Source organism: Rothia sp. HMSC065D02 (assembly GCF_001815285.1).
Taxonomy (GTDB): domain Bacteria; phylum Actinomycetota; class Actinomycetes; order Actinomycetales; family Micrococcaceae; genus Rothia; species Rothia dentocariosa.
This window is the reverse complement of the sequence record NZ_KV820076.1, coordinates 14976-38799: the sequence shown is the minus strand read 5'-3', so window position 1 is coordinate 38799 and position 23824 is coordinate 14976. Positions and strand designations below refer to the sequence as shown.

General features: G+C 56.0%; 18 protein-coding genes and 1 tRNA gene. 17 read left to right on the top strand and 2 right to left on the bottom strand.

Annotated elements, in window-relative coordinates; all coding sequences use genetic code 11:
- Positions 1 to 135 precede the first annotated feature (135 nt).
- Positions 136 to 726: a TetR/AcrR family transcriptional regulator gene (locus HMPREF3016_RS02630; RefSeq protein WP_070448440.1), complete on the top strand. Its 591-nt coding sequence runs from the start codon at positions 136 to 138 to the stop codon at positions 724 to 726.
- Positions 727 to 840: 114 nt separating this feature from the next.
- On the opposite strand, the gene HMPREF3016_RS02625 is transcribed toward HMPREF3016_RS02630, so the two are convergent.
- Positions 841 to 1326 (bottom strand): SRPBCC family protein, encoded by a 486-nt coding sequence (locus HMPREF3016_RS02625; RefSeq protein ID WP_048754697.1) that lies wholly within the window; start codon positions 1324 to 1326, stop codon positions 841 to 843.
- A 186-nt stretch (positions 1327 to 1512) separates the two neighbouring features.
- On the opposite strand from HMPREF3016_RS02625, the gene HMPREF3016_RS02620 reads away from it, so the two are divergent.
- From HMPREF3016_RS02620 to HMPREF3016_RS11440, 7 genes are all read left to right on the top strand, one after another.
- Positions 1513 to 1836 (top strand): putative quinol monooxygenase, encoded by a 324-nt coding sequence (locus HMPREF3016_RS02620; protein WP_048751111.1) that lies wholly within the window; start codon positions 1513 to 1515, stop codon positions 1834 to 1836.
- Positions 1837 to 1965: 129 nt separating this feature from the next.
- Positions 1966 to 2769 (top strand): NUDIX hydrolase, encoded by an 804-nt coding sequence (locus HMPREF3016_RS02615; RefSeq protein WP_004006338.1) that lies wholly within the window; start codon positions 1966 to 1968, stop codon positions 2767 to 2769.
- Positions 2770 to 3091: 322 nt separating this feature from the next.
- Positions 3092 to 3694 (top strand): class I SAM-dependent methyltransferase, encoded by a 603-nt coding sequence (locus HMPREF3016_RS02610; protein ID WP_070739946.1) that lies wholly within the window; start codon positions 3092 to 3094, stop codon positions 3692 to 3694.
- Positions 3695 to 4004: 310 nt separating this feature from the next.
- Positions 4005 to 5765 carry an ABC-F family ATP-binding cassette domain-containing protein gene (locus HMPREF3016_RS02605; RefSeq protein ID WP_070739944.1) on the top strand — a complete coding sequence of 587 codons (1761 nt, stop codon included), beginning with the start codon at positions 4005 to 4007 and terminating at the stop codon, positions 5763 to 5765.
- Positions 5762 to 7621 (top strand): ABC transporter ATP-binding protein, encoded by a 1860-nt coding sequence (locus HMPREF3016_RS02600; RefSeq protein ID WP_070739941.1) that lies wholly within the window; start codon positions 5762 to 5764, stop codon positions 7619 to 7621. Before HMPREF3016_RS02605 ends, HMPREF3016_RS02600 begins: the two co-directional genes overlap by 4 nt.
- The gene (locus tag HMPREF3016_RS02595; protein WP_070739938.1) at positions 7615 to 9354 is read left to right on the top strand and encodes an ABC transporter ATP-binding protein; all 1740 of its coding nucleotides are present in this window, start codon (positions 7615 to 7617) and stop codon (positions 9352 to 9354) included. The genes HMPREF3016_RS02600 and HMPREF3016_RS02595 overlap by 7 nt, the downstream gene beginning before the upstream one ends.
- A 169-nt stretch (positions 9355 to 9523) precedes the next feature.
- Positions 9524 to 10381, top strand: coding sequence for a bifunctional transcriptional activator/DNA repair enzyme AdaA (locus HMPREF3016_RS11440; protein WP_070739935.1), 858 nt, complete (start codon positions 9524 to 9526; stop codon positions 10379 to 10381).
- A gap of 414 nt (positions 10382 to 10795) precedes the next feature.
- On the opposite strand, the gene HMPREF3016_RS02585 is transcribed toward HMPREF3016_RS11440, so the two are convergent.
- The gene (locus HMPREF3016_RS02585; RefSeq protein ID WP_004006329.1) at positions 10796 to 11425 is read right to left on the bottom strand and encodes a superoxide dismutase; all 630 of its coding nucleotides are present in this window, start codon (positions 11423 to 11425) and stop codon (positions 10796 to 10798) included.
- Between the two features lie 1674 nt (positions 11426 to 13099).
- Here HMPREF3016_RS02585 and HMPREF3016_RS02580 point away from each other — a divergent pair.
- The 9 genes from HMPREF3016_RS02580 to HMPREF3016_RS02540 all read left to right on the top strand — a co-directional run bounded on the left by HMPREF3016_RS02580 (position 13100) and on the right by HMPREF3016_RS02540 (position 23824).
- The gene (locus HMPREF3016_RS02580) at positions 13100 to 13642 is read left to right on the top strand and encodes a MarR family winged helix-turn-helix transcriptional regulator (RefSeq protein ID WP_004006328.1); all 543 of its coding nucleotides are present in this window, start codon (positions 13100 to 13102) and stop codon (positions 13640 to 13642) included.
- A gap of 222 nt (positions 13643 to 13864) precedes the next feature.
- A complete protein-coding gene (locus HMPREF3016_RS02575) occupies positions 13865 to 14389 on the top strand; it encodes a ferritin (protein WP_070739934.1) in 525 nt (174 codons plus the stop codon).
- A 238-nt stretch (positions 14390 to 14627) separates the two neighbouring features.
- Positions 14628 to 15983, top strand: a complete 1356-nt coding sequence (nhaA, locus tag HMPREF3016_RS02570) for a Na+/H+ antiporter NhaA (RefSeq protein WP_070739930.1) — start codon at positions 14628 to 14630, stop codon at positions 15981 to 15983.
- A 396-nt stretch (positions 15984 to 16379) separates the two neighbouring features.
- Positions 16380 to 19682: a bifunctional lysylphosphatidylglycerol synthetase/lysine--tRNA ligase LysX gene (gene lysX, locus HMPREF3016_RS02565; RefSeq protein WP_246828428.1), complete on the top strand. Its 3303-nt coding sequence runs from the start codon at positions 16380 to 16382 to the stop codon at positions 19680 to 19682.
- 341 nt (positions 19683 to 20023) lie between these two features.
- On the top strand, positions 20024 to 21580 hold the full coding sequence (locus HMPREF3016_RS02560; RefSeq protein ID WP_070739927.1) for an alanine/glycine:cation symporter family protein: 1557 nt from the start codon (positions 20024 to 20026) through the stop codon (positions 21578 to 21580).
- A 48-nt stretch (positions 21581 to 21628) separates the two neighbouring features.
- The gene (locus HMPREF3016_RS02555) at positions 21629 to 21979 is read left to right on the top strand and encodes a PLD nuclease N-terminal domain-containing protein (RefSeq protein WP_070739924.1); all 351 of its coding nucleotides are present in this window, start codon (positions 21629 to 21631) and stop codon (positions 21977 to 21979) included.
- 121 nt (positions 21980 to 22100) lie between these two features.
- A tRNA-Leu gene (locus HMPREF3016_RS02550) sits at positions 22101 to 22187 on the top strand.
- Positions 22188 to 22439: 252 nt separating this feature from the next.
- On the top strand, positions 22440 to 23348 hold the full coding sequence (locus HMPREF3016_RS02545; RefSeq protein WP_048780282.1) for an FhaA domain-containing protein: 909 nt from the start codon (positions 22440 to 22442) through the stop codon (positions 23346 to 23348).
- The gene (locus tag HMPREF3016_RS02540; protein ID WP_070739921.1) at positions 23348 to 23824 is read left to right on the top strand and encodes an FHA domain-containing protein FhaB/FipA; all 477 of its coding nucleotides are present in this window, start codon (positions 23348 to 23350) and stop codon (positions 23822 to 23824) included. Before HMPREF3016_RS02545 ends, HMPREF3016_RS02540 begins: the two co-directional genes overlap by 1 nt.

Here is a 23824-nt window from a genome sequence, read left to right as displayed (position 1 = left end):
AAGTGCTCATAGCTCGCAGAGGGGTTGCTGCTAGAGGCTTTGCTTGGGGTAGTGAGGATGCGCCATACAGGCAACCACGGACACACTAACTATACCAACTAGACGGTAAAGTTTCTAATCCGTAGAATGGTGATTATGACTACCCCAGCCAGCGCATCCGAACCCCGTGCGACCCGCGCCAACAACTCGCGCGAGCAGATTCTAGACGCTTATGAACACCTGCTGGTACAGGCCGGTGAACGTGCCGCCACCCTTGATGCGGTCGCCGCCCAAGCGAAAGTTTCTAAGGGCGGTCTGCTCTATCATTTCGGCTCGAAAAAGGCGCTCTTTCAGGCGCTTTTAGACCGCACCCGCACCTACGCAGACGAAGACCTTGAGAAGATGCGCGCCGCACCCGAGGGGGCCAGTGCCTATTACATCAACACCTCAACCTTTCAGGGCACCCCATTCGATATATGCCTGGTTGCCCTCTCGCGGTTGGCACAGGATAAGAACCCGGCGGCACGCGAACTCATGGACGAGATTCAGGGGCAGTGGTATGAGCTGATTCGCGCGGAGATTGGGGACGATAAGATGGCGCGCACCGTGCTTTTGCTGGGGGACGGCATGTATTACAGTGCAGCGTTTGCGGGAGGCATGGCAAACCCGGCGGCACGCAAACGCATCAAGGCCGATCGGGATATCCTGCTGGATGCGCTCGACATTCTCAGGCGCGCGGCGCGGTAGTGTTCGTATCGGCGGTATAACACCGCGAGCAGATAGTATTTCGACGAGCAGGTTGCTATCTTTTCGTCGAAATACTATCTGCTCGCAGGGAAGAAGCAGGCAAGAAACAGCCTCTTACTCCTCGAAAGTGCGGTGCAGTTTCGCCAGCGACAGCCCAATATTACGGCGGTTACGCGCGAACACACCAACCCTACGGAATACGGGCGCAGCGGGGATAAACCCAAAAAATTTCGCTTCGGAAGCGTCCCAGGTTTCACGCACGGTCACGGTGCCGTCGTGGTTATCTGCAATCTCCCAGGTCCAGTAGTGGTCGGTGGGCATGCGCCAAGAGAGGATCTGGTTTTTCTCGGCGCGCACGACCGTAGGAGACATACGGTATGGGAAACCCAGGAACATTTTTTCGGTGAAGGTATCGCCTTCGCGCAGTTCGGGGGTGTCGCCGGATATCAGCCCACGCACCGAACCGCCTCCGTCAAGCTCAGTGTGGCGGGCGGGGTCGGCGATTAGGGCGTACACATCGCTCGCAGCCGCCCGCAGAACCGTTTCAGCGGAGATCATGGCGGGATCCGTCTCAAGAAACTTTATCTGTGCATTAGTCATACCTTTAACCCTACGCCCGTGAACACCCCACGACTAGCCGCGAGCAGGTGGTTTTTGGCCCGAGAAGGTAGGAAAACCCTACCTTGTCGGCGGAATCCGACCTGCTCGCGCGTTAGAGCTCTGCCCGCGCGAGTGCATCCTGTGAAAGAATAGAAGTGTTCCGTATCTTGCGTATTAGGAGTCGTTATGATTTTTATTGTTGTGAAATTTCCCGTCAAGCCCGAATACACCGAAAAATGGCTGGATTTAACCCGCAACTTCACCGAGGCAACCCGTGCCGAACCCGGCAACAAGTGGTTTGAGTGGTCGCGCAGCGTTGAGGATCCGAACGAGTTCGTGCTGGTAGAGGCGTTCGAGGACGACGGCGCGGCTGCTCATGTGAACTCCGCACATTTCGCTCAAGCTATGACCGATATGCGCCCGGCTCTGCGAGAGACTCCGAAGATTATCTCCCGCCAGATCGACGGCGATAGTTGGGGCGCTATGGGCGAGCTGAACATCGAGAATTAGCCGCTTTACCTCAAGAGTCCAACCATGCAGCGCGCGTATCCGCCGGATGCGCGCGCCGTAAGTCGTGTAACGCCGTTTTTACCCTTAAAATGGTTATAGGGCACACAAAAATAAGTACAGGAGTCATGGATGAACTCATCACCACATTACGCAGCTGAGGTCCCCGAAGAGCACGAGGCCGACCACAGTTCGGTTTCATTAGCGGTTTCTACCGTGATTCTTGCATTACGCCACAAAAAGAATAGTGCGCGCCCAAGTCTTTGGCTGCCGCTGGTGCGCCGCCTGCGCGAGCCCTATAAGGGTCAGTGGGCGCTTCCCGGCGGCCCCTTGCAGTCCCAGCAGTCTCTAGAGCAGGCGGCGGGGTACACGCTCAAGCGCGCGACCGGTCTTGAGCCCGGGTACCTTGAGCAGCTGTATGCGTTCGGTGATGTTTTGCGTGCCCCGGAGGCGCGTGCGGCGCGCATCAACGGCACGCCGGTTCCGGCGCCTGGGGCGGATCATGAGCGTGTGGTTTCGGTGGTTTATTGGGCCTCGATCCCGGCGACTGAGGTTTCGCAGACTCGCGTGCACGAAAATATTCGCTGGTTCCCGGTAGATGAGCTTCCCGAGCTGGCTTTCGACCACAACGAGATTGTGGAGTACGCCCTGTACCGCCTGCAGAATAAGGTCGAATATTCGCGTATTGCGCACTCGTTCTTGGGCGATGAGTTTACGTTGGCACAGCTGCGTGAGGTGTACGAGGCAATTCTCGGCCGTCCGTTGGATCCCGCGAATTTCCGCCGCCAGATTGCAGCCTCAAAGTCGATTATTGATACCGGGCGGCGCATTGAAGGTACCCGCCACCGCCCGCCGCGCCTATACCGTTACAACACTGCGCAGGCTTATGCGGATGCGGGCCCGCTGGGCATGTACCGCGAACGCCGCGAGTCTTAGACGAGTTCTGGGAGCGGCAAGTTGCGTCGCTCAGGGGTCGTTATTTCGATCGCGTGGAGTACTGGTGCCAGATTTAAAACTGGTGGAATATCAGACACTCTAAATCCGGGAGTGTTTTCTTCATACGCTGAGGGACGTTATTCCGAGCGCGCGAGGGAATAAATAACGTTCTGAAGCTGGCGAGGTAACGAGCCAGGTTTAACTGCTCCTGCATGAAGAAAACGCTCCCGTTTTTGTCCTCTCCCTTGTTGTGCGTGAAGGCGACCGAAGAAACCGGAACACGACCTATCGCGTTGCACAATAAACACCACGTGAGGAAACAATGACAGTCAGCAGCAGGTATGGGGCGCGGGCGGCGGAATATTGTGAGGCGCTGGGGTCGCTCGATCAGATGGAACCGACTGATATTGCCCTAATCAAGTCGTGGGGCGCATCCGTGCCAGGCAGTATTCTTGATGCCGGATGCGGCCCCGGGCATTGGGCATGCCTGCTCGCCTCCGCAGACCGATCCGTCACCGGCATAGATGTAACCCCCGAATTTATTGCCCATGCCCGCGCCGCCTCTAGCGCCCCAAACCTTAGCTTCGAGGTCATGGATATGGCACACACGCCCTATACTGACGGGTCTTTTGCGGGAGTTCTCGCCTGGTATTCGCTCATTCACACGCCTCCAGCTCACCTTACCGGCACACTCACTGAGTTCTATCGGCTGTTGATTCCGGGAGGAAGCCTTCTTCTGGGGATGTTTCTGGGCGACCACGGGTTGCCCTTCGCGCACGCCGTGACAACCGCCTATTATGTGAGCGTCCCAGAGTTTTCCGCACTGTGCGAGAAGGCTGGGTTTACGGTGGAAGAAGTTCACACCCGCCGCGCTGGGCGGCACCGCGACCACCTGGCGATAGTGGCGCGCAAGCCGAAAGATTAATACGCCCCATGATTGACAGGCGCTATCGCCACTCCCTACACTAGAGGTTATCCGGGTCACATTCCGGATTGTCCCTATCTATTCCACCGAGGCGCACGGAAGCGCATCGGCACACGAGGAGGCACCCGCACATGAACGGCTCCCGAGCATAGCCCGGATCAAAACACCAGGTCAGAGCGCTTTTACACGCTCACCCCACTACCCGGGCTTACGTGTATCTACACACCGTGCTCGGGTTTTTTCATGCCCTCACGCCTAACGCGCGCTGCGATGGCGGGGATCCGAGCACCGACCCGAAGGAACTCGGCCCATGCCACACATTACACTCGACCATATTTCGTATGCGCATCCGGGTGAACCCCCGCTTTTCACCGACCTCTCCGCCGTATTTTCCGCCCCGCTCACCGGGCTTATTGGCGATAACGGCACCGGGAAAACTACCCTCTTCAGGCTTATTCTTGGCGAGATAAAGCCTAGTCACGGCACAATCGGCGCCCCACCGCGCATAGCGTATCTGCCGCAAGATTTGGGGTTGAGCGAGCATCAGCATCTTGCCGATATTTTTGGAATTACAAAAATTCTGCGAGCGCTTGATGCCCTGGAATCGGGCGACTACTCCCCCAGCCTTTATGACACCATTGGCGACGCCTGGGATGTTGAAGAGCGCACCCTCGCAGTCCTTGCCGAGTACGGTTTTAGTCCTGCGCGCACCACGGATGCCGCCGACCCGCACGCCATTCGCGACCTTCTGATGCGCCCCCTTACCACCTTTTCGGGCGGTCAGACGGTCACTGCCGCGCTCACCGCGCTTCTGCGCTCGAACCCCGAATTTATTCTGTTGGATGAGCCCACGAATAACCTGGATTCCGCCGCGAAGAAGCGGCTTTTCGCGACTCTTGAAACCCTCACCTGCCCGGCGCTGATCATCAGCCATGATCGCGATCTGCTCGCACGCATGAATGCAATCGCCGAGCTGCACGCCGACCGTGAGGGACGGGCGCATCTGCACACATATGAGGGCAACTACGACACCTACCGAGCGGCGCGAAAGGCCGAGCAGAGCGCCGCGCATCGCCGCGTGAACGAGGCGAAAAATGAGATGCGTAAGGCTAAGAAAGAATGGATTCGTGCCCATGAAGTTATATCACGCAATACCTCCCATGTTTGGAAAGACGACCAACCAGATACGATTCGAGCTCTTGCTAAAGATGCCTCGCGCCAAGCAGCAAACAAGCTACGCGGAACCCGTAGCTCAGACCTTTCCAAGACACAGTCTATCTATGAAGAAGCCCAAGAGAACCTGCGCGTGCAGGAGCGTATCTACCTGGAACTCGCTCAGGATGCACTCCCAGCAGGGCGGAAAGTGCTGGAATTACGGCGGGCGGGGAAAGACCCTTACGCGTCTGCGCAACAGAGTGCCGAATTTAAGAATGCACACACCCAAAATACCGTTTCACGTGAAACACAACCTTATGAGGTTGATTATTCGTCCCGCAGCCAAGAGTTTCCCGAGGCTTTTATCCTGACCGGGCCCGAGCATTTGCGTATCATGGGAGCAAACGGCAGCGGCAAGACCGTGCTTCTCAACGCGATAGCGCATACGAATGATCTCGGCTACCGCTCCCCCGTGCCGCCCGCTTACCGGGTACTCTACCGCCTGGGCAACGCCGCGTATCTGCCGCAGCGCATCACGCTTGATCCTGAACGCACCCTCCTTGAAACCGTGCAGCGGGCGAACCCAGGGGCGAGCGAACAGCATCTTCGCGATCAACTGGCGCGGCTGCTGTTCAGGCGCGAGAGCGTGCATCAGCATATTGGGAACCTTTCTGGAGGCGAACGTTTTCGCGCCGCGCTGGCGACGGTTCTACTCACCGACCCGGTGCCGCAGCTTCTTCTGTTGGATGAGCCCACGAATAACCTAGATATTTCGTCGGTGGATTGGCTGGTGCAGGCGCTTGATGCTTATACCGGCGCGCTGATCATCGTTAGCCACGATGAGGATTTTTGTGAGCGTATCCGCATCGACCGCACGCTCAGCCTTTCGGTGAAAACCCTTGGGGAAATGTCATGATAAACATTCTTCGTTCCATCCCGTGGGCATTCCGTATAACCCTTCACACGGCGCCCATTCCCTTCCTTGCCGCGGTTTGTACGACCCTGCTTCTCACGTTCATGCCGAGCGCTCAGGTGGTGCTGGTGAATGCTGCGGTGGGTTCGGTGGCTTCTGGCGATACTGCAGCATCACTTACGTGGGTCGCGGTAATCGGTGCCCTCGTGGCGGCGTACCTTCTGGTGCAGCGGGCGAGCATGTCGCTCTTCACCATGACGAAGGCGCGCGTGAATGCTGCCGCGCATCAGAAACTCAATACCACCCTGGCGCGGGTGAATCCTGAGGTGATGAGTGAACCCGAGATGCAGAAGCATCTTCGTGCAGCCCGTGAATCTCTTACGAAGCAGGAGATTCCCACGCAGGCAAATTCCGTGGTGACTCTCTGTGCCGCCGTGGCGATGGTTCTGCTGCTGTGCGCGACAATTGCAGGCACGAGCCTTCCGGCTGCGTTCTTCGTGGCGGGGTGCATGGTTCCGCTCTCTGCCGCGATGGTTCTGCTGGCAAAGCGTGACTACCGCATCTACGGGCAGGTTTATGAGGACCGCCGTGAAGAGGCATATTTTCTGGATGCGCTCACCCACCCCAGCACAGCCCGCGAGATCGCGACCCTGGAGGCCGGTGGTTTCTTCGCCGATGGTGTGGCGCGGGCACGAGATCGTGCCACCGGGCGGGAATACAATCTGGAGGCGGTGCGCGGCATAGTGGTGGGGTTCGCCGGGCTCATCTGCTCGGTGTTGCTGATGGGTGCGCTCTACTGCCTGATTAGCTCCGGGGCGAGCGCGGGCGAGATTGCCGGTGCGCTGGTGGGCACGCTCACCTGTATCGCGGCCACGCAGGATGTTGGCTACGCCTTCGGGCAGGTCTCGAACGGGGCAATGTCGATCGCTCAGTACCGCGCGTTTGCGGATAATCCACGCTACGTGCTTGCTTCAGAGACAACGCATCATAATCCGCCCGCAACCGGTGATTCTCCGCGCGAACTCACTGTACGCAGTCTGAGCATCACCTATCCCGGGGCGGATGCACCAACGCTGCACCACGTGAACCTGCATATAAAACGCGGGCAGATGGTGGCCTTGGTCGGTGCCAGCGGCGCGGGGAAAACTACGCTGGTGCGCGGACTTCTCGGGCTGACTCCCACCACCGCGGGCAGCGTGCTCTTCGGCGATGATCCAACCGAGTCGCTAAGCGTGCAACAGGTTTTTAAGCACACCACCCTGCTCAGCCAGGACTACGGGCGGTACGAGCTGACCGTGCGGGAAAACCTACTGTTGGGCACTCACGCGCAGGGCCAGGAACCGCCAAACGATCAGCATCTCTGGGACGCGCTCAGCAAAGCCCGCGCCGCCGAGTTCGTACGGGCCCTGCCTGCCGGTTTAGACACTCAACTGGGTGAACAGTGGGGCGGCATCGGGCTATCGGGCGGGCAGTGGCAGCGGCTCGCGCTGGCGCGCCTGATCCTGCGTGATACCGCCCTATGGATTCTAGACGAACCAACCAGTGCTATTGATGCCCCCGCCGAAGAGCAGATTTTCGCTACCCTGCGCAAAGTTGCGGCGGATCACATGACAATTCTGGTCTCACATCGAGCCTGGACTCTCAAACACGCGGACGTCATTCATGTGGTGGATCACGGAACCATCGTCGAATCGGGAACCTACGCCGAACTATTAGGCGCTGGCGGGCGGTTCGCCGAAATTTTCGCCTCACAGATAGAGGATGCGCCGGAACACACGCCGTCGAACTTGTCAGTTGCTGACGGTGCCGGATCCACAGACGACACCGGGTTCACGAAAGAAGGAACACCATCGTGTTAAAAACGATTAGACAAACTCTCTGGGCCCTGCGGTATGCGCTGCGGGCGCATCCTATTCTTGTACTCAGCTCGTTCACCCTTCTCACAGTGCTCTCGTTTCTGCCCAGCGCGCAGATGTTCCTCATAGCCGCAATCACCGACTCGCTCAGCGCCGGGGATGCGCACACTGCACTCATGTGGGCGGGCGTAACCGGGGGCGTGCTGGCGGGTAACCTTGCCCTGCAGCAGGTGTCTAATTCGCTGGATATGTCGCTGCGGGCGGGTATGGCGCAAACAGGTATCCGGGCGATTGCCCGCAGGCTCGCCTCCCTTACCCCCGAGCAGATTTCGCGCGGCTCATTTTCGCAGCGCTCGCGTGCCGCCCAGGATGCGGTCGCCAACGGTCACCTGCACACCCAAGTAACCAGCACCGGAGTACTTCTCTTCACGTTTCTTATGGTGGGTTCGCTCTGCGTCATGGTGGCTCGCGTCAGTTCTGCGGCGGCGGCATGCCTTCTGCTCTGCCTGATTCCGGTGGCGTTCGTAGCGGGGCTGTACACACAGCGCAACGAGCATGCCTGGGATAGCATTTATGCGCATAACCACCGGGCCTGGTACGCTACCAACCAGATAGCCTACCCGAATACCGCCGAAGAACTTTCGACCCTGAAAGCAGGCTGGTTCTTTGCGGCACGGGCTAACCGGCAACGCGGGTTGGCCGCTGACGAAGAGGTGAAACTTACCGCATATGCCCTGCGTTTGCAGGTAATATCGGGGGTAATGTGCGCGGTATTCCTGGTGGGTGCGCTAGGTTTTCTGGTGTCCTCCGGGGCGAGCGCGGGTATCATCTCTGGTGCGATAGTGGGCGCGCTTTCCGCCATGATGTCGCTGACTGCAGCGAGTCACGATATGAGCTCGCTCGGTGCTGGGGCTAACGGAATTACACGGTATCGAGAGTTTCTGGAAGGCTCCGAAAACCCGTCTCGCAAGGTGGCCGCCACTCTTGATGCACCGCTTAGCCGCGTGCGCATCGAGAACCTATCCATCACCTACCCCAACGCTGAAAAACCCGCGGTGCGCGGGGTATCCTTCGAGATTGAGCGCGGTCAAACAATCGCGCTCGTGGGGGCAAACGGTGCGGGCAAGACCACGCTAATACATGGGATTCTGGGCATGCTTGCCGCTCACGAGGGACGTGTTCTTTTCGACAACACCCCGGTGGATACTCTCGATTCCGCCGAACGGCACCGGCTGGCGACTATTCTCACCCAGGATTTTGGACGCTACGAGCTGACGGTTCGGCAGAATCTCCTCATGGGGATTTCCGGGCGCTCCGCAACTGATGAGCAGCTGTGGGACGCACTCGAAAAGGCCCGCGCCGCCGAGTTCGTGCAGACTCTGCCTGCCGGTTTAGACACTCAACTGGGTGAACAGTGGGGCGGAGTTGGTCTATCGGGTGGGCAATGGCAGCGGCTCGCATTGGCTCGCCTGATTCTGCGCAATACCGACCTGTGGGTTCTGGACGAACCCACCAGCGCGATTGATGCCGAAACGGAGGAAGATATTTTCGCCTCTCTGCGCGAGATTGCGGCGGGACACATGACGATTCTGGTCTCGCACCGCGCCTGGACCCTCCGCCATGCCGACAGTATTTACGTGATGGATGCGGGCGCAATCGTCGAATCGGGAACCTACACCGAACTAATGGCGCGCAACTCACATTTCGCCCGGCTTTTCGCTTCACAGACAGGGTGACTAATCGGCCACTTCATCCAACCCCACAAATCCGGGAGAAGTTTCTTATTCCGGAGCGATGAGAATATTCCCGCTTCTACGCCTCCCGCGCACAAGGTCAAGAATCGGGTCGTTTTCCGCCCGGAACATCCGTATTCTCTAGTGTTAAGACCTTGAACTAGGAGAATCTTTGAGCATCACAGACCGTTCCGCAGTGAGCACAGACCCGATCGAGCAGACCGTCCAGTTCGGGCGCATAGCCGCCGCTATCGAGTACCTGTATGACCACGCCGCAGATCAGCCCACGCTCGCGCAGGTATCCCAGGCGGTTCATGTGAGCCCCGAATACCTGCAGCGTCAGTTCCAGCAGTGGGCGGGGGTGAGCCCCAAGAAAATGCTGCAGCATATCAGCCTTGAACAGGCGAAGGCGGCGCTCGCTGGGCAGCAGAACACGCTCGATGCGGCCTGGTCGAGCGGGTTCAGCGGCACGGGGCGCCTGCACGACGCGTTCGTCACCATTGAGGGCATGACCCCCGGCGAGTACAAGAACGGCGGGGCGAACCTGCGCATCGTCTGGCGTTACGCCGCGTCCCCTTTCGGCATGGTGCTGATCGCCGCAACGGATAAAGGCATATGTCATATGGCATTCGCCGATAACCCGGATGCGGCTCTCACGAACCTGCGCGCCGAATACCCGAATGCGCAGCTGCATGAGGGCGAGCATCCTTTTCACGAGCAGGCGTTAAGTATTTTCGGTGGAGGCGGGGAGCGCATCGCCCTGCATTTGAAGGGTACGCCGTTTCAGGTGCAGGTGTGGCGTGCGCTTTTGAATATTCCGCAGGGTGCCGTGCAAAGTTATGGGTCTGTGGCTGAGAGTATTGGCCGCCCCGGTGCCGCCCGTGCCGTGGGAACCGCTGTGGGGCACAATCCGGTTGCCATGATTATTCCCTGCCACCGAGTGATTCGTGAGAGCGGGGTGATCGGGGATTACCGTTGGGATCGCGGTCGCAAAATGGCGCTTCTCGCCCAAGAACTCGGCGCGGCCTAGCGAGCATCGGCCCGTCCCAGTTTTACCCGCTCCCGCTTTTACGCTTTCGAGAGCATGCCACGAGTATGTGTGCCCCTTCGGAAGTCCGCAAAATTCAAAGGGAACCTGTTTGACTCCTCGGTGAAAGTTACACAATTGCCATCGAGAGTTACATTTTTGTCACCTTCACTCGCGTTTTTCATGCCAAAGTGACAAAAACCCGTCTGAAAGTTACATTTTGTCACCCAAAATCACCAGATTTGTAACTTTCAACCCAGTCAGACGTCCGTATTGTCACTCTCAGAGTTACAACATGTAACTCGCAGTTAGCCGCAGATAAAACAAGTGCCCGGCGCCTTCGTTAGAAGAGGCACCGGGCACCCGCCCGTATACGATACGCCCTGAGCGCGAGCGCATCGTTAATATCCTTGAGGACTACTCGGGAAGCACCAGACCCTTGGTCTGCGAAACTGCGCGTGCGAAGCGCTCAGCGACGTCTGCCCAGTTCACGATGTTCCAGAATGCCTTGACGTAGTCGCCCTTCACGTTCTGGTAGTCCAGGTAGAAGGCGTGCTCCCACATATCGAGCTGCAGAACGGGAATCAGTGCAACCGAGATGTTGCCCTGCTGGTCGTACAGCTGCTCAATGATGAGGCGCTTGCCCACGGTGTCCCAGGCGAGAATAGCCCAGCCGGAGCCCTGAATGGTGAGAGCAACGTTGGTGAAGTGCTCACGGAACTTGTCGAAGGAACCGAAGAACTCGTCGATAGCCGCTGCAAGCTCACCGGTGGGCTTGTCGCCGCCCTCGGGGGAAAGGTTCTTCCAGAAGATGGAGTGGTTGGTGTGACCACCCAGGTTGAAGGCAAGATCCTTGGACAGCTTGGAAACGTTGCCGTAGGAGCCGTTCTCGCGTGCCTCGGCAAGCTGCTCTAGGGCTGCGTTTGCGCCTGCAACATAGGCTGCGTGGTGCTTATCGTGGTGCAGCTCCATGATCTTTGCGGAGATGTGGGGTTCGAGCGCCGCGTAGTCGTAGGGGAGCTCGGGAAGAGTGTACTTTTCAGCCATAGTGTATGCCCTTTCATTCAGAAGATGGCGTCGTTACAAGGGTACCAGCGTTTGCCTGCGAGTTCAGTGGGTTCTGGGCGTTGTGCGGGGATGCTGTGCATAGGGTGGAGAAAGTTTTCCACAGGGGTGGATAAACCCGTGGATTTTATTTCAAATTCATCACAATTTCGGGATATCTGCCGGATTTTTGCGGGGTTCAGACCCGCAAATAACAGGTATGTAAGTTATCCACGCTGTGGATAAACTTTGTGGATAACCCATAATGATATTCTCTGTCGCGCATAGATAGCGACGATTTATGACGCCAAAAGCCGAAAATTAGTGTCGTTATGTTACGTGTAATTTTTACCGTGTTCGCTGTGTTTTAGCGTCTTTTCGCCCATAAAAACTCACACGCTAGTACCGCATATAGTTTTCACAAGCAGAATTTAGTGTGTGCATAATGCACAACCTATTCTGTGGATAATGACCGGTGGAAATTGTTCACAAAGTTTTCCACAGGTGTGGAAAGTATCTGTTTAAAACTTGTCTCGACAGCCTCAAAATTCTGGATGCGTCCACCGAAGATTTTCATAGCAGAGTTATTTTCGCGTATTTGCACGGATTAACGGGCGCGTTCTAAGACACAGTGGGCTTAATGCGTGTGTGATCCAGATTCCCTAATAACAGTCGTGTAAGTTCTCCACAGTGTGGAAAAGTACTGTGGATAAAGCCCTGGGAAGAGTTCATTGGGGGTCATATCAGCCGCATCTCCCAGAGCACGCTTACACTGCCTGCCCCTGTCGTTCCACGTATCGAGAGAGGTCATGCACGCCTGTGAATGTCAGAATGCGCAGGAACGCGACACGCCGGGCGCATCCTGCTCTGCCGGGGTAGTTAAGGTATGGATCTGGCGTACTGCGTGCGATCTCGCACGGCCCACCATGCACCACGCCGTGCAGAAAGGCATGAAAGACCGTGACCATTGGGGAAAAATTAATAGAAAACCCCCGAAATATCGGGGGATTAGAGAGGTAGACACCGCATAATCTTTTTGATGTGCACTTGCCCACCTATAAGGCATTCTTGCTAGTGTTGACGGGGTACGTAGGGTATTCTTAAAAAGAACGGCGCGGGAACCGCCCAACCACGAACAGTACCCGCACCGCACAACCGCCGGTAGAAATGCAGGTTACCTGCACACCGACGACAATCACCGATAAATAGAGAGTCGAACCCTGTCGGTTTGAGCTTCCGGTCTCGCCCCGCGGGCTTCTTTTTCGACCCCGTTATGCATACCAGTGTACACGCTTATTTATCATGTGCAAACCCAAATGGTATTTTTTCCCAAATTTTTTTAATCATTTTGTAATATTCCTGGCGAGTACTACCTAAGTAGCCTCAAAATTTTACCTTCTTTACGTGTAAAACCTTGAATTATCAAGTATTTTTTACAGGTAATCATTACAATGATTTCATTCGGGAAGCGCTATTTCCCGGGCAAATTGTCGAAGACACGCCGACAATGGTGTAACGTATTTCGGACAAATTTGTGCCGTCAGTGTGTACTTTAAGGAAAGACATACCAAGTTTTGAGCAATATCTGAGGGTTTGCTGTCTTAACAAGTACAATGAACTTTACACACCTTATATATGCGCTCAGTTTAAAAGCTGGAGGTGCGAGGAGGAACACTCATGCCCAAACAAGCAACCACCGTCTCTGGCGATCTTCCAGAGAAGGCGGAGCCCAAATGGCTAAATGAAGAAGAACGTGAGGGATGGCTGTTTATCAGCTCGATCATCTTCAACCTCACACGGCAGCTCGATAATCAGCTTCAGCAGGATGCCGATTTGAGCTATGTCGAGTACATGGTACTTGTTGGACTCTCAGAGTCAGAGGATCACGAGTTAACAATGACGCAGCTGGCACTGGTCACAAACACTCTGCCAGCGCGTCTTTCGCGCGTGGTCGCCAGACTGGAGAAAGACGGGTACGTGTCCCGGTCACTCAGCGCCGAAGACCGCCGCGTCAGCATTTGCCATCTGCTTCCTCAGGGTTTGCAGAAGCTTCAGGATGCGGCACCCGGTCACGTAGCACAGGTACGTCACGAGATTTTCGACCACCTCACGGAAGATCAGGTGCGTGCTTTAGCTAATATCGGCGAAAGCATCTTGGGCGATAAGCCTTCTAAACTTATTTCATCGTCGAGTTTGCGGCGCGGAAGTTACCCCGCCTAACCTGCACGAACGAATACACCCGGATTTTCCGGGGCTTGCGAGCACATCATAACGGTTCTGTTGTGGTGTGATAGGCCGAGCTCAGGAACCCCTAAATACGCCTCCAGATTAGCCTTTTCTCTCTATACAGTGCTGATTCGGCCCTCTATGATGGGTTCGACAGTGTTGCACTGTGCCCTACGCAAATAGAACACACACCCTAATTTCAAGGAGAGAAAAGTTATGTCTAAGTCCTTCTACGATCTGCTCAACGAACAGATCGGTCACGAGTTTGCCGCATCCCACCAATACCTTTCAATGGCGATTTGGCTTGATGGTGAGGACCTTCCCCAGTTGGCGCGTTACTTCTACCGCCAGTCTTTGGAGGAGCGCGGGCACGCCCTCATGATGGTTCAGTACAAGCTGGATCGCGGCCATAAGGTTGAGATTCCCGCAGTTCCGAACGTCAAGAATGATTTTAAGGATGTTCAGGAAATCGTGGATCTTTCCCTAGCGCAGGAAAAGGAAGTCACCGGTCAGATCGAGACTCTTTTCTCCGCAGCGCGCAACGAAAACTATGCTCTGGGTGAGCAGTTCATCCTCTGGTTCCTGAAGGAACAGGTTGAGGAAGTTGCATCGATGGAAACTCTCGTTACCATTGTGAAGCGTGCAAACGGAAACCTCTTCGACATCGAAAACTATGTGGCTCGTGAGCTCGATGAGTCGCATGGCGAAGACAGCTCCGCTCCTGCCGTTGCAGGGTCCTAAGGTGCCTCACACCTCATAATTGCATAATTTTTATATTCTCGCTCCGAGCCAATATTACGGCAGGGGCGAGAATATTTATATTGACCCTGAAATTTCGCTTACGTTATAGAATATATGCCCAAAATGGCATATATTTGTTAAGTATATTTATACCTTTAGAAGCAAAAAATACCATCTCCTAGGTAGGAGCGTTAGAATAGTAAGAATTATTCCTATCCGGAGGATAACTACAGAGAATATGACCCAATCACAGACACCGAACTCAGAAAATACAGTTTTCAGCCGCGGATCCTACAGCAACTCTAAGCGAGTTGCAGATATTTTGCGCACGGAGTCCGTGGGCGGCAGCATCCTGCTGGTGGCGACCGTCCTCGCGGTAGTTCTTGCCAATACCCCACTGGCAGATATTTATTTTGGGGTGCGCGATACCGTTATAGGTCCCGAAGTTCCAGGGTTTCACCACCTTCACATGAAGATAGGCACCTGGGCGGCAGACGGTCTCTTGGCAGTATTCTTCTTCCTGACCGGTCTTGAACTCAAAAAAGAGTTCGCTATCGGTGACCTCAAATCACCGGCAACCGCGATCGTTCCCATCGCAGCAGCCTTCGGCGGCGTGATTACCCCCGCCATCATCTACACCGCTATCAACTTCAGCAGCCCCACCGCTATACATGGCTGGGCCATTCCCACGGCAACCGACATTGCCTTCGCGGTCGCCGTATTGGCGGGCGTGGGAACGTTCCTGCCCTCGGCAATGCGCATCTTCCTTCTTACCCTGGCGGTGGTTGATGATCTGATCGCTATCTGTATTATTGCGATCTTCTACACCGGCACATTCCACGGCGAATACCTGCTCCTTGCGATCATCCCTATCTCGCTGTTTGCCTTTATCGCCTATCGTGGCGAAAAAATGCTGCACCTCAAGCCCGCCGCAGCGTGGATTCTGCTTCTGCCCCTGGGCTTTATCACGTGGGCTCTTTTCCTTGAATCCGGTATTCACGCAACCATTGCCGGCGTGGTGCTTGGTTTCTGCGTTCCGGTTAAATTCAATAAACGTACCGAAGCTGCGGGTGCAGATGCGGGTCTCGCCGAGGTTTTCGAGCATCGTTTCCGCCCGCTTTCCACGGGTATCTGCGTGCCGGTCTTCGCCTTCTTTAGCGCCGGTGTTGCTATGGGCGGTTTTGACGGTCTTAAGCGGGCCCTCACCGACTCAGTCTCCCTGGGTATTATGTTCGCCCTAGTTTTCGGCAAGACCATCGGTATTACGGGAACCACCTGGCTGGTTACCAGGTTCAGGCACGCCAACCTAGACCCGGATGTGCAGTGGATTGACGTCATAGGTCTTGCGGTTACCGGCGGTATCGGCTTTACCGTATCGCTTCTGGTGGCAGAACTGTCATTCACCGGTGGATCGCCGCACGGTGAAGACGCCAAAATCGCTATTCTCTTCGGTTCAGTGACCGCCGCAATTCTGGGTGCTCTGATTCTCTCCCGCCGCAATAAGCACTACCGTTTACTGGCGGAAAAGGAGAGCGTGGATGCCGATATGGATGGCATTCCGGACGTGTTCCAGCAGCGTAAATCACAATCCTAGACGGTCTGTCTTCGGTGGAGAGAGATCGGTGAATACCCTGCTCTACTATTAAGAATCCGGTGGTGACACCCCTAAGAATCACCACCGGATTTTTATATTCTCATTCCAGAATATAGTTGATATTTCGCAGGTTTGAGAGCTTTTTTCTAAACATCCAGCCCAACGCCTCTAACCATGCTGCACCCTTTCAGATATATTCTATTTTTGGAACATATCGATGGCGGGGAGTCTACCGCATATACCATATGGCATTCAAAGCACTCCCTGCATGGCGACCCCTGGCAGCGCTTTCAGTCTCCAACCCAAAGGTGCGCTGTCTTACGTCCTCAGATTCTACGCATACACACGGCATGTCCGTAGAATGAAATGTACCGAGTGATTGGTGGAGAACGTTTTATGGCACATCAGAAGCGGGGCGCAGACGCCCATCACACGACATCACGCTATGCGGAAATCATCGCCCGCTGGGTTATCGGTATCTACTCAATCGCGACAATTCTGACACTTTTCACCTGGATTATTTCCCCGCTTCGCAGGGGCCACGGGTTCACCTGGTGGGAAATCACCGCGAGCCTGCTCAACATCCCATCAAGTCATACGCTGGTGAGCGCGGTCATCATGGTGGTCATGACATCCGCTCTGATCACCCGTAAACGAGCCGCCCTCTACGCCGTCATTTTCTTTCAAGTCATCGGCATCCTCATCGGAACGCGAAGTGCGCTTCTGCTCTTCTTCCCCGATAACGTGATGCCGAGCGAAGAATTTTTCTCCTCCACACTCGACACCGTCGCTATTATTGTGGCGGCTATCTTTATTCCGCTTCTCATCCTGGCACGCTCTGCCTTCCCGGCGCATATAGGCCGAATTTCATGGGTATTGGCAACCGTGGTCTTCCTCGGCGGGCTAACGGTGACAACCCTGCTGGCCTGGTATTTTGGGCATCACGTGCCGGGAGTTACGGTTCCCCACCTGCTCAAACAGGGGTTAGGGCTCGATAGTTTTCCCGAACTCAAGGGTGCAAACCCGGGTGCCACGGTGGTGGGGGCAGCATCCGTGTTCTACGGAATTTTTGCATTGATCGCGGTGTATGTGGTGGTGCGGGGGTACCGCGTCCCCAATACCTGGACCGCCGATCGGGAATTGCGCCTGCGCGAACTTTTACAGGAGTATGGCGGGAACGATTCACTCTCGTACTTTGCAACACGCCGCGATAAGCAGGTGATCTTCTCGGCGGATATGCGTGCCGCTGTCACCTACAGGCAAGTGGGCTCTGTATGTTTGGCGTCCAGCGACCCGGTGGGCGATCCGGCATCCTGGGGTTCCGCAATCGACCGGTGGATGCACCAGGTGCGCCGCTACGGGTGGATTCCCGCCGCCATCAGCGTGAGTGAAGACGGCGCCAGAGCTTTCGCACGCCGGGGACTGGGCGTAATCCGCATGGGGGACGAAGCCATTCTAGAGGTCTCACGTTTTAGCCTGAACAATACCTCGCTTACGGAGGTACGCCACGCCCACCAGCGGGTGCGTAAGGTCGGTTACACGCTGAAAATCTGCAGGCATCGTGAGCTTTCACCCGAGCAGCTGCACGAGGTGGAAAATAACGTGAACGCTTGGCGTCACGGCAAGGTTGAACGCGGGTTCTCGATGGCGCTCAACAGGCTCTCAGACCCCGCAGACGGTCGCAATCTGCTTGTTTCGGCGCATGATTCTGCTGGCACAATGGTTGCCCTCCTCTCATTCGTGCCGTGGGGCCGCACCGGCATATCGCTGGATGTGATGCGCCGCTCCCCTGACAGCCCCAACGGCATCGTGGAATATATGGTTGCCCAGCTTATGGAGGATGCCCCCGACTACGGCATCACGCGTGTTTCACTGAACTTTGCTATGTTCCGCCATGTGTATGAGAACGCAGATCAGTTCGGTGCTAATGCTTGGAGCAGGTTCGCTTCTCGGTCGCTGGGGGTTTTAGACAGGTTCCTTCAGTTGGAGAGACTGTACCGCTTCAACCTCAAGTTCGCCCCGGAGTGGATGCCGCGCTATATGGTTGCGGAACCGACGCTGGCCTTTCTGAACGTTGCGGCAGCGGCTGGGGTTGCCGAGGGCTTCCTGCCCGATTTTTCGGCACGTAAACAGCGCCATGAAGTGCACCGCCTGACTGAAGACCAGATCGCGCGAGTTCACGAGATCGAGCGTATGCATCCGGGCGAGGCGCAGGCCCCCGAACACCGCTTCAGCGATCAGACCAAGCACCGTATTCGTCACCTGCAGATGCTTCGGGATGCCGGTATGAACCCGTACCCACTGGGGGCTACATGCGAGTATTCGACGGTGCAGGTGCACGATGGGCTGAGTGACCATACGCTTCCAAGCGGGGAGTTTACCCTGTCGGGCAGAGTGCGGTTTATCCGCAACCACGGCGGGGTTATCTTCCTGACCCTGTCTGAGGAAGGCAAACAGGTACAGATTATCGCCGAGCGCAGCCTTGTGAGCGAGCGCGAGTTTCGGCTTCTCAAATCCGCCGTTGATACGGGCGATATTCTGCTTGTGACCGGCACGGCGGGGGTTAGCCGCACCGGGACCGCATCCGTCATTGTGCACGGCTGGCAGATGGCGGCGAAGTGTCTACACCCCATTCCGTACGGGGCGTTGAATGATCCGGAGGCGCGCATCCGCAAACGCTCGACCGACCTGTTGGTGCATCCGCAGCAGCTTGAAAACCTTCGGATGCGCTCCTCACTGATCACTGCCATTCGCCGCACGCTCGATGATGCAGGGTTCACCGAGGTTGAGACCCCGATTCTGAATACTATTCATGGCGGTGCGAGCGCACGCCCTTTCAAAACCTTTATTAACGCCTATGGTGCGGATTTGACGCTTCGCATTGCGCCTGAGCTGTATCTTAAACGCCTGGTGGTTGGCGGTTTGGGCGCTGTTTATGAGTTAGGGCGGGATTTTCGCAACGAAGGCGCGGACGCCACCCATAACCCGGAGTTCACGGTGTTGGAGGCTTATAAGCCTTACGCAGATTACACGGTCATGCGCAAGCTTACCGAAACGCTCATCAAGAATGCCGCCCGGGCCGTCTATGGTTCTGAGGTACTTCCGCTGGGCGAGAAGGGCAGTACCGAGCGTACTCTCACGGATGTCTCGGGTGAGTGGCGGGCAGTTTCGGTATGCGAGGCCCTTTCGCGTGCGCTGGGGCGCGATATTTCGAGTGAAACAGATTTTGAGACTTTGCTTGAGCTGGCGCATGAGCATCAGATTCATGTGCGTGATGACATGGGCGCGGGTGCCATTCTTGAGGAGCTTTATGGTGAGCTGGTAGAGTCAAAAACTGTGTTCCCCACGTTTTATACGGATTTTCCGGTGGAGACCTCTCCCCTGGCGGGTGCGCATCGCACCAAGCCGCACTTGGTGGAACGCTGGGATTTGGTGATTAACGGTATGGAGATGGGAACCGCCTATTCCGAGATGACGGATGCTTTAGAACAGCGCCGCCGCCTGACCGAGCAGTCTCTCAAGGCTGCAGCGGGAGACCCGGAAGCCATGCAGATTGATGAGGATTTTCTGTACGCCCTTGAGACCGGGCTTGTCCCGACGGGCGGGTTGGGCATCGGCATTGATCGCTTGGCGATGCTCATGGCGCAGACCCAGATTCGCGGGGTGCTTTCTTTCCCGTTTGTTAAACCCGTGAAGTAGCATGTAGTCAAAGATTCATTTTCTCCACTAGAGAGTGTTTTTATGTCTATTAAACGATGTTTGATATGAATTGTGGTTCAGTCATAACTTTTTGATGTTTTTGCTTGTCAAACGGAGTATCACCCGTGTTCCGGCTATATTAATTATTCGTTACAAATGTGGACAAGACCCCCAATGAGATTGCCGTAAACCCTTCATCAACGGAACAATAAGTACCTGTAATTTCTAAAGGGAATTTCTTTCCCTGGCGTGCGGTCTACCCGGTTTGCACCTTCGCGCCTTCATGCCCGCATAGTTGCTATCCCTATTACGCTTCTATGCCGTGACGAAAGAGAAAACCTGTGGACTCACTTGTAAATTTTATTCAGGACATTAACGCCTCTACCGCTGGTGCGACCAGCGTGGTTGACAGCATTCAAAGCTGGATATGGGAAAACTTTCTGTTCGTTGCCTTGATTGTCGTGGGCCTGTTCTTGACGATCCGCACCCGCGCCGTGCAGTGGCGTTCCCTGCCCGAGATGCTGCGCGTACTCACCGACCCGTCCGGTCACGAGGCCGATGGGAGCAAGAGCATTTCCTCATTCCGCGCGTTCACCGTTTCGGCGGCATCCCGCGTGGGCACCGGCAATATTGCTGGCGTAGCGGTCGCTATTGCAATGGGTGGTCCCGGCGCCGTATTTTGGATGTGGGTCATTGCTGCCGTGGGCGGCGCATCCGCTTTCGCCGAATCCCTGCTGGGCCAGCTGTATAAGGAGCGCGGCAAGGATTCCTATATTGGTGGTCCTGCCTACTATATGCAGCGCGGCCTGAATGCACGCTGGCTGGGCCTGATTTTCGTGGGCTTTATCGTGCTAACTTATAGTTTTGTGTTCTGCGCGGTACAAACCAATGCGATCGTGGAAGCTGGTGCGAACTCCCTGAATATCGGTATTTCCGGTACCGAGAATATGGGTTTCCGCATCGTGGTAGGCCTTTTCGTTGCCGCACTGACGGCTGCGATTATCTTCGGCGGTATCCGCACCATTTCTACGGTCACCGAGTTTATGGTGCCGTTCATGGCGGTTCTGTACATGCTGCTGGGACTGTTCGTGGTTGTGCTCAATGTGGGCGAAATCCCGAACGTTCTGCTCATGATTTTCCAGGGTGCTTTCGGTCTGCGCGAGTTCGTAGTGGGCGGCACGATGGGCACCGTTATTTGGGGCATGAAGCGCGGTCTGCTCTCGAACGAGGCCGGCATGGGTACCGCCCCGAACGCGGGTGCAACCGCAACTATTTCGCACCCCGCAAAGCAGGGCTACGTACAGGCTTTGGGCGTGTATTTCGATACGATGCTGGTCTGCTCTGTCACTGCGTTTATCGTGCTCTTGTCAAACCCAACCTATGGCGGCGATAATACCCGCGGTGCTGGACTGACTCAGGATGCGCTTGCCCACCAACTCGGCACCTGGGCCACCCACTTCCTAACCATCGCGATTTTCCTCTTCGCCTTCTCATCGGTCATCGGCAACTACTATTACGGCGAATCGAATATTCGCTTCGTGACTGAAAAGCCCGGGGCGTTGACGGCGTTCCGTCTGATGGTACTGGGCTTCGTATTCTTCGGGGCAATCGCATCGCTGAAGCTGGTGTGGACCACAGCGGATATGCTCAACGCGGGCATGGTGATCGTGAACCTGATTGCGGTGGTGTGGCTTTCGCCGAAGGTCGTTGCGGTGCTCAAGAACTACGAGCGGCAGCGCAAATCCGGTGTGGAGCCTATTTTCAAGGCATCCGATATGCCTGAGATTAAGAATCTTGCGGCTTGGGACGGCACCGATGAGGTGACCACCCGCGAGTTCTGGGCTGAGCGTGATGCGGCGGCTGCGGCCAAACGCGCCAAGAAGGCTGCGAATGTATAACGGTTCACCTAGATAACTCTCCCCGCAGCGCCCGAGGACATAAATTTTATGTTCTCGGGCGCTTGGCGTATCCTCTGGCATACTAAAGACGTGCTGACTTTAGGTTTTTCGGTGTTTCCTCTTGTGCTTTTTCAGAATCCGACGGCGCAGGCAATCTACCAGTACACAGTGCTTGCCCTGATTTTTATCTGGATTGCTTCGGTGCTGTACTGCATTTTTACGGTGCATCGCAGCCCCTACTTCAACGAGATTCAGAAGCTCAAATGGCTTCTGTTCATTCTGGTGCTCCCCTATTTTGGTGCACTGGCGTGGTTTTTGCGCGTGCATCGCGAGAAAAAGGATGCGGCCGCCGCGAACCAGACCGATACCGCCTCGCGCCCTCACGACGAAGGAAGATAACATATCCTATGACAATTTCAACCTTCGGTGAGTAAGTTCACGAATACCGAAGTGGACGGTCTGTTACGGAGCCTGTATAGTTCTATATGTTGCCTGCGACTCTTTGAGTCGTATGACACTTGCGCGAGTGGCGGAATAGGCAGACGCGCACGGTTCAGGTCCGTGTGCCCGTGAGGGCGTGGGGGTTCAACTCCCCCCTCGCGCACCAGCAATCCCCGGTTCTGATGAGCCGGGGATTTTTGTTGTGTCGGCAACATTTGGGGTTTTCGAGTCTATATTTTACGAGTAAAAAGTATATTATCGGCATGGTAGTCACACTATCCCCTAGAATAGAGTTGGGTGTGTGCACTCACACCTGACACAGCAAATGCACAGCTACAAAAGCTAGACTGAACCCTTCGGGTTCCCAACCACGGGATGCCAGGGGTGACATCCGGCCCGAGCCATAAAGGAGGAGGCAATGAAGTTATTTGATAAGTTGGAACGACTGGAGCAAGGCATCGGTCGTACCGTCGGCTTTTCTAAAGGCTTTGGCACCTTCGCAAAGGCTGATGTAGCTAACCGTATTCGCACGTCGATGGATGATGCCTCATATGTGGACCAGGGCGGTCACACGATGGCACCAAATATCTTCAACGTTCGCTTTTCGAGCGCCGATTTTTCGCGCGTGCGAGAGTGGGGCAACCCATTCGCGGTTGAGCTGTGCAATCTTGCTATTTCACATGCGCGTGCGCAGGGGTATTCACTGATTGGGGCTGTACGTATTACCTTCAGCCCTATTGCCGATCTCGAAGCCGACGAGTTCGAGGTTGTGCCCAGTTTTGAGGCGTTCCAGGCCCCTCCCTCGGGCGCGACGAACTATGTTCCTCCCGCCGGTGCCGCCCACGGCGCCTCCGACTACGCCCCCGTTGCCCCGGCTCGTGATACCGGTCTGCCGACCAGAATTACAAAACCGCGGGCTACTCCGCCGCGCCGCACGGAACAGCCTCAGCAGCAACAGCAGGCACCCGCCGCGTCCGCACCGAAACCGCGTTCCCCGCAGAATCCTCCGCAGCAGCAACGTGCTGCGGCGCATCATGCTTTTGTGGATATTAACGGGCAGCGGTATGAGCTTTCTGGGGCACCTCTCGTCATCGGTCGCGGCTCCGACGCATCCGTGCGGCTGGCTGACAAGGGTATTTCGCGCCGCCACCTACAGATTTCCCGCCAGGGAGGCAACTATGTTGCCACCGACTTGGGCTCAACCAATGGAACCCGGCTGAATGGTTTTCCGCTGAAAACCCCTACCGTTCTCCAAGATGGAGCGGTGTTACAGTTGGGCGGAGCCCGAGTTCTCTTCCGCTCAATTGCCTCTGGAGGTATACGTTAATGGCATCCGAGCTAACTGTAACCATACTGCGCTTTGCGTTTTTGGGGTTGCTCTGGTTCTTTGTGTTTTTCGTGGTGGCAGCCGCCCGCCGCGATTTGGGGCTGGGCAAGAACTTCCGCTCCGTACCCATAGAATCTGCCGCAGACTCGCAGCCGCAACCGCAGCATATTGCAGCTCCTCCTGCACGTCCTTCCCGCTTGGTGATCACCAAGGGAGTGCAGGCGGGAGCTATGATGCAGTTGGGTGACTCCCCGGTTACTATCGGTCGCGCCAATGATATTGAGGTTTCGTTGCAGGACGATTACGCCTCCGGTCGCCATGCCCGTCTGTTCCCACAGGGTTCTCGCTGGTTCTTGGAGGATTTGGGCTCAACCAACGGCACATTCGTAAACAACCAAAAGCTGACCCGCGCTACCGCTATTGAGCCGGGTGTCGATTTCCGTGTGGGCGGAACGACTATGCAGCTGAGGGGGTAA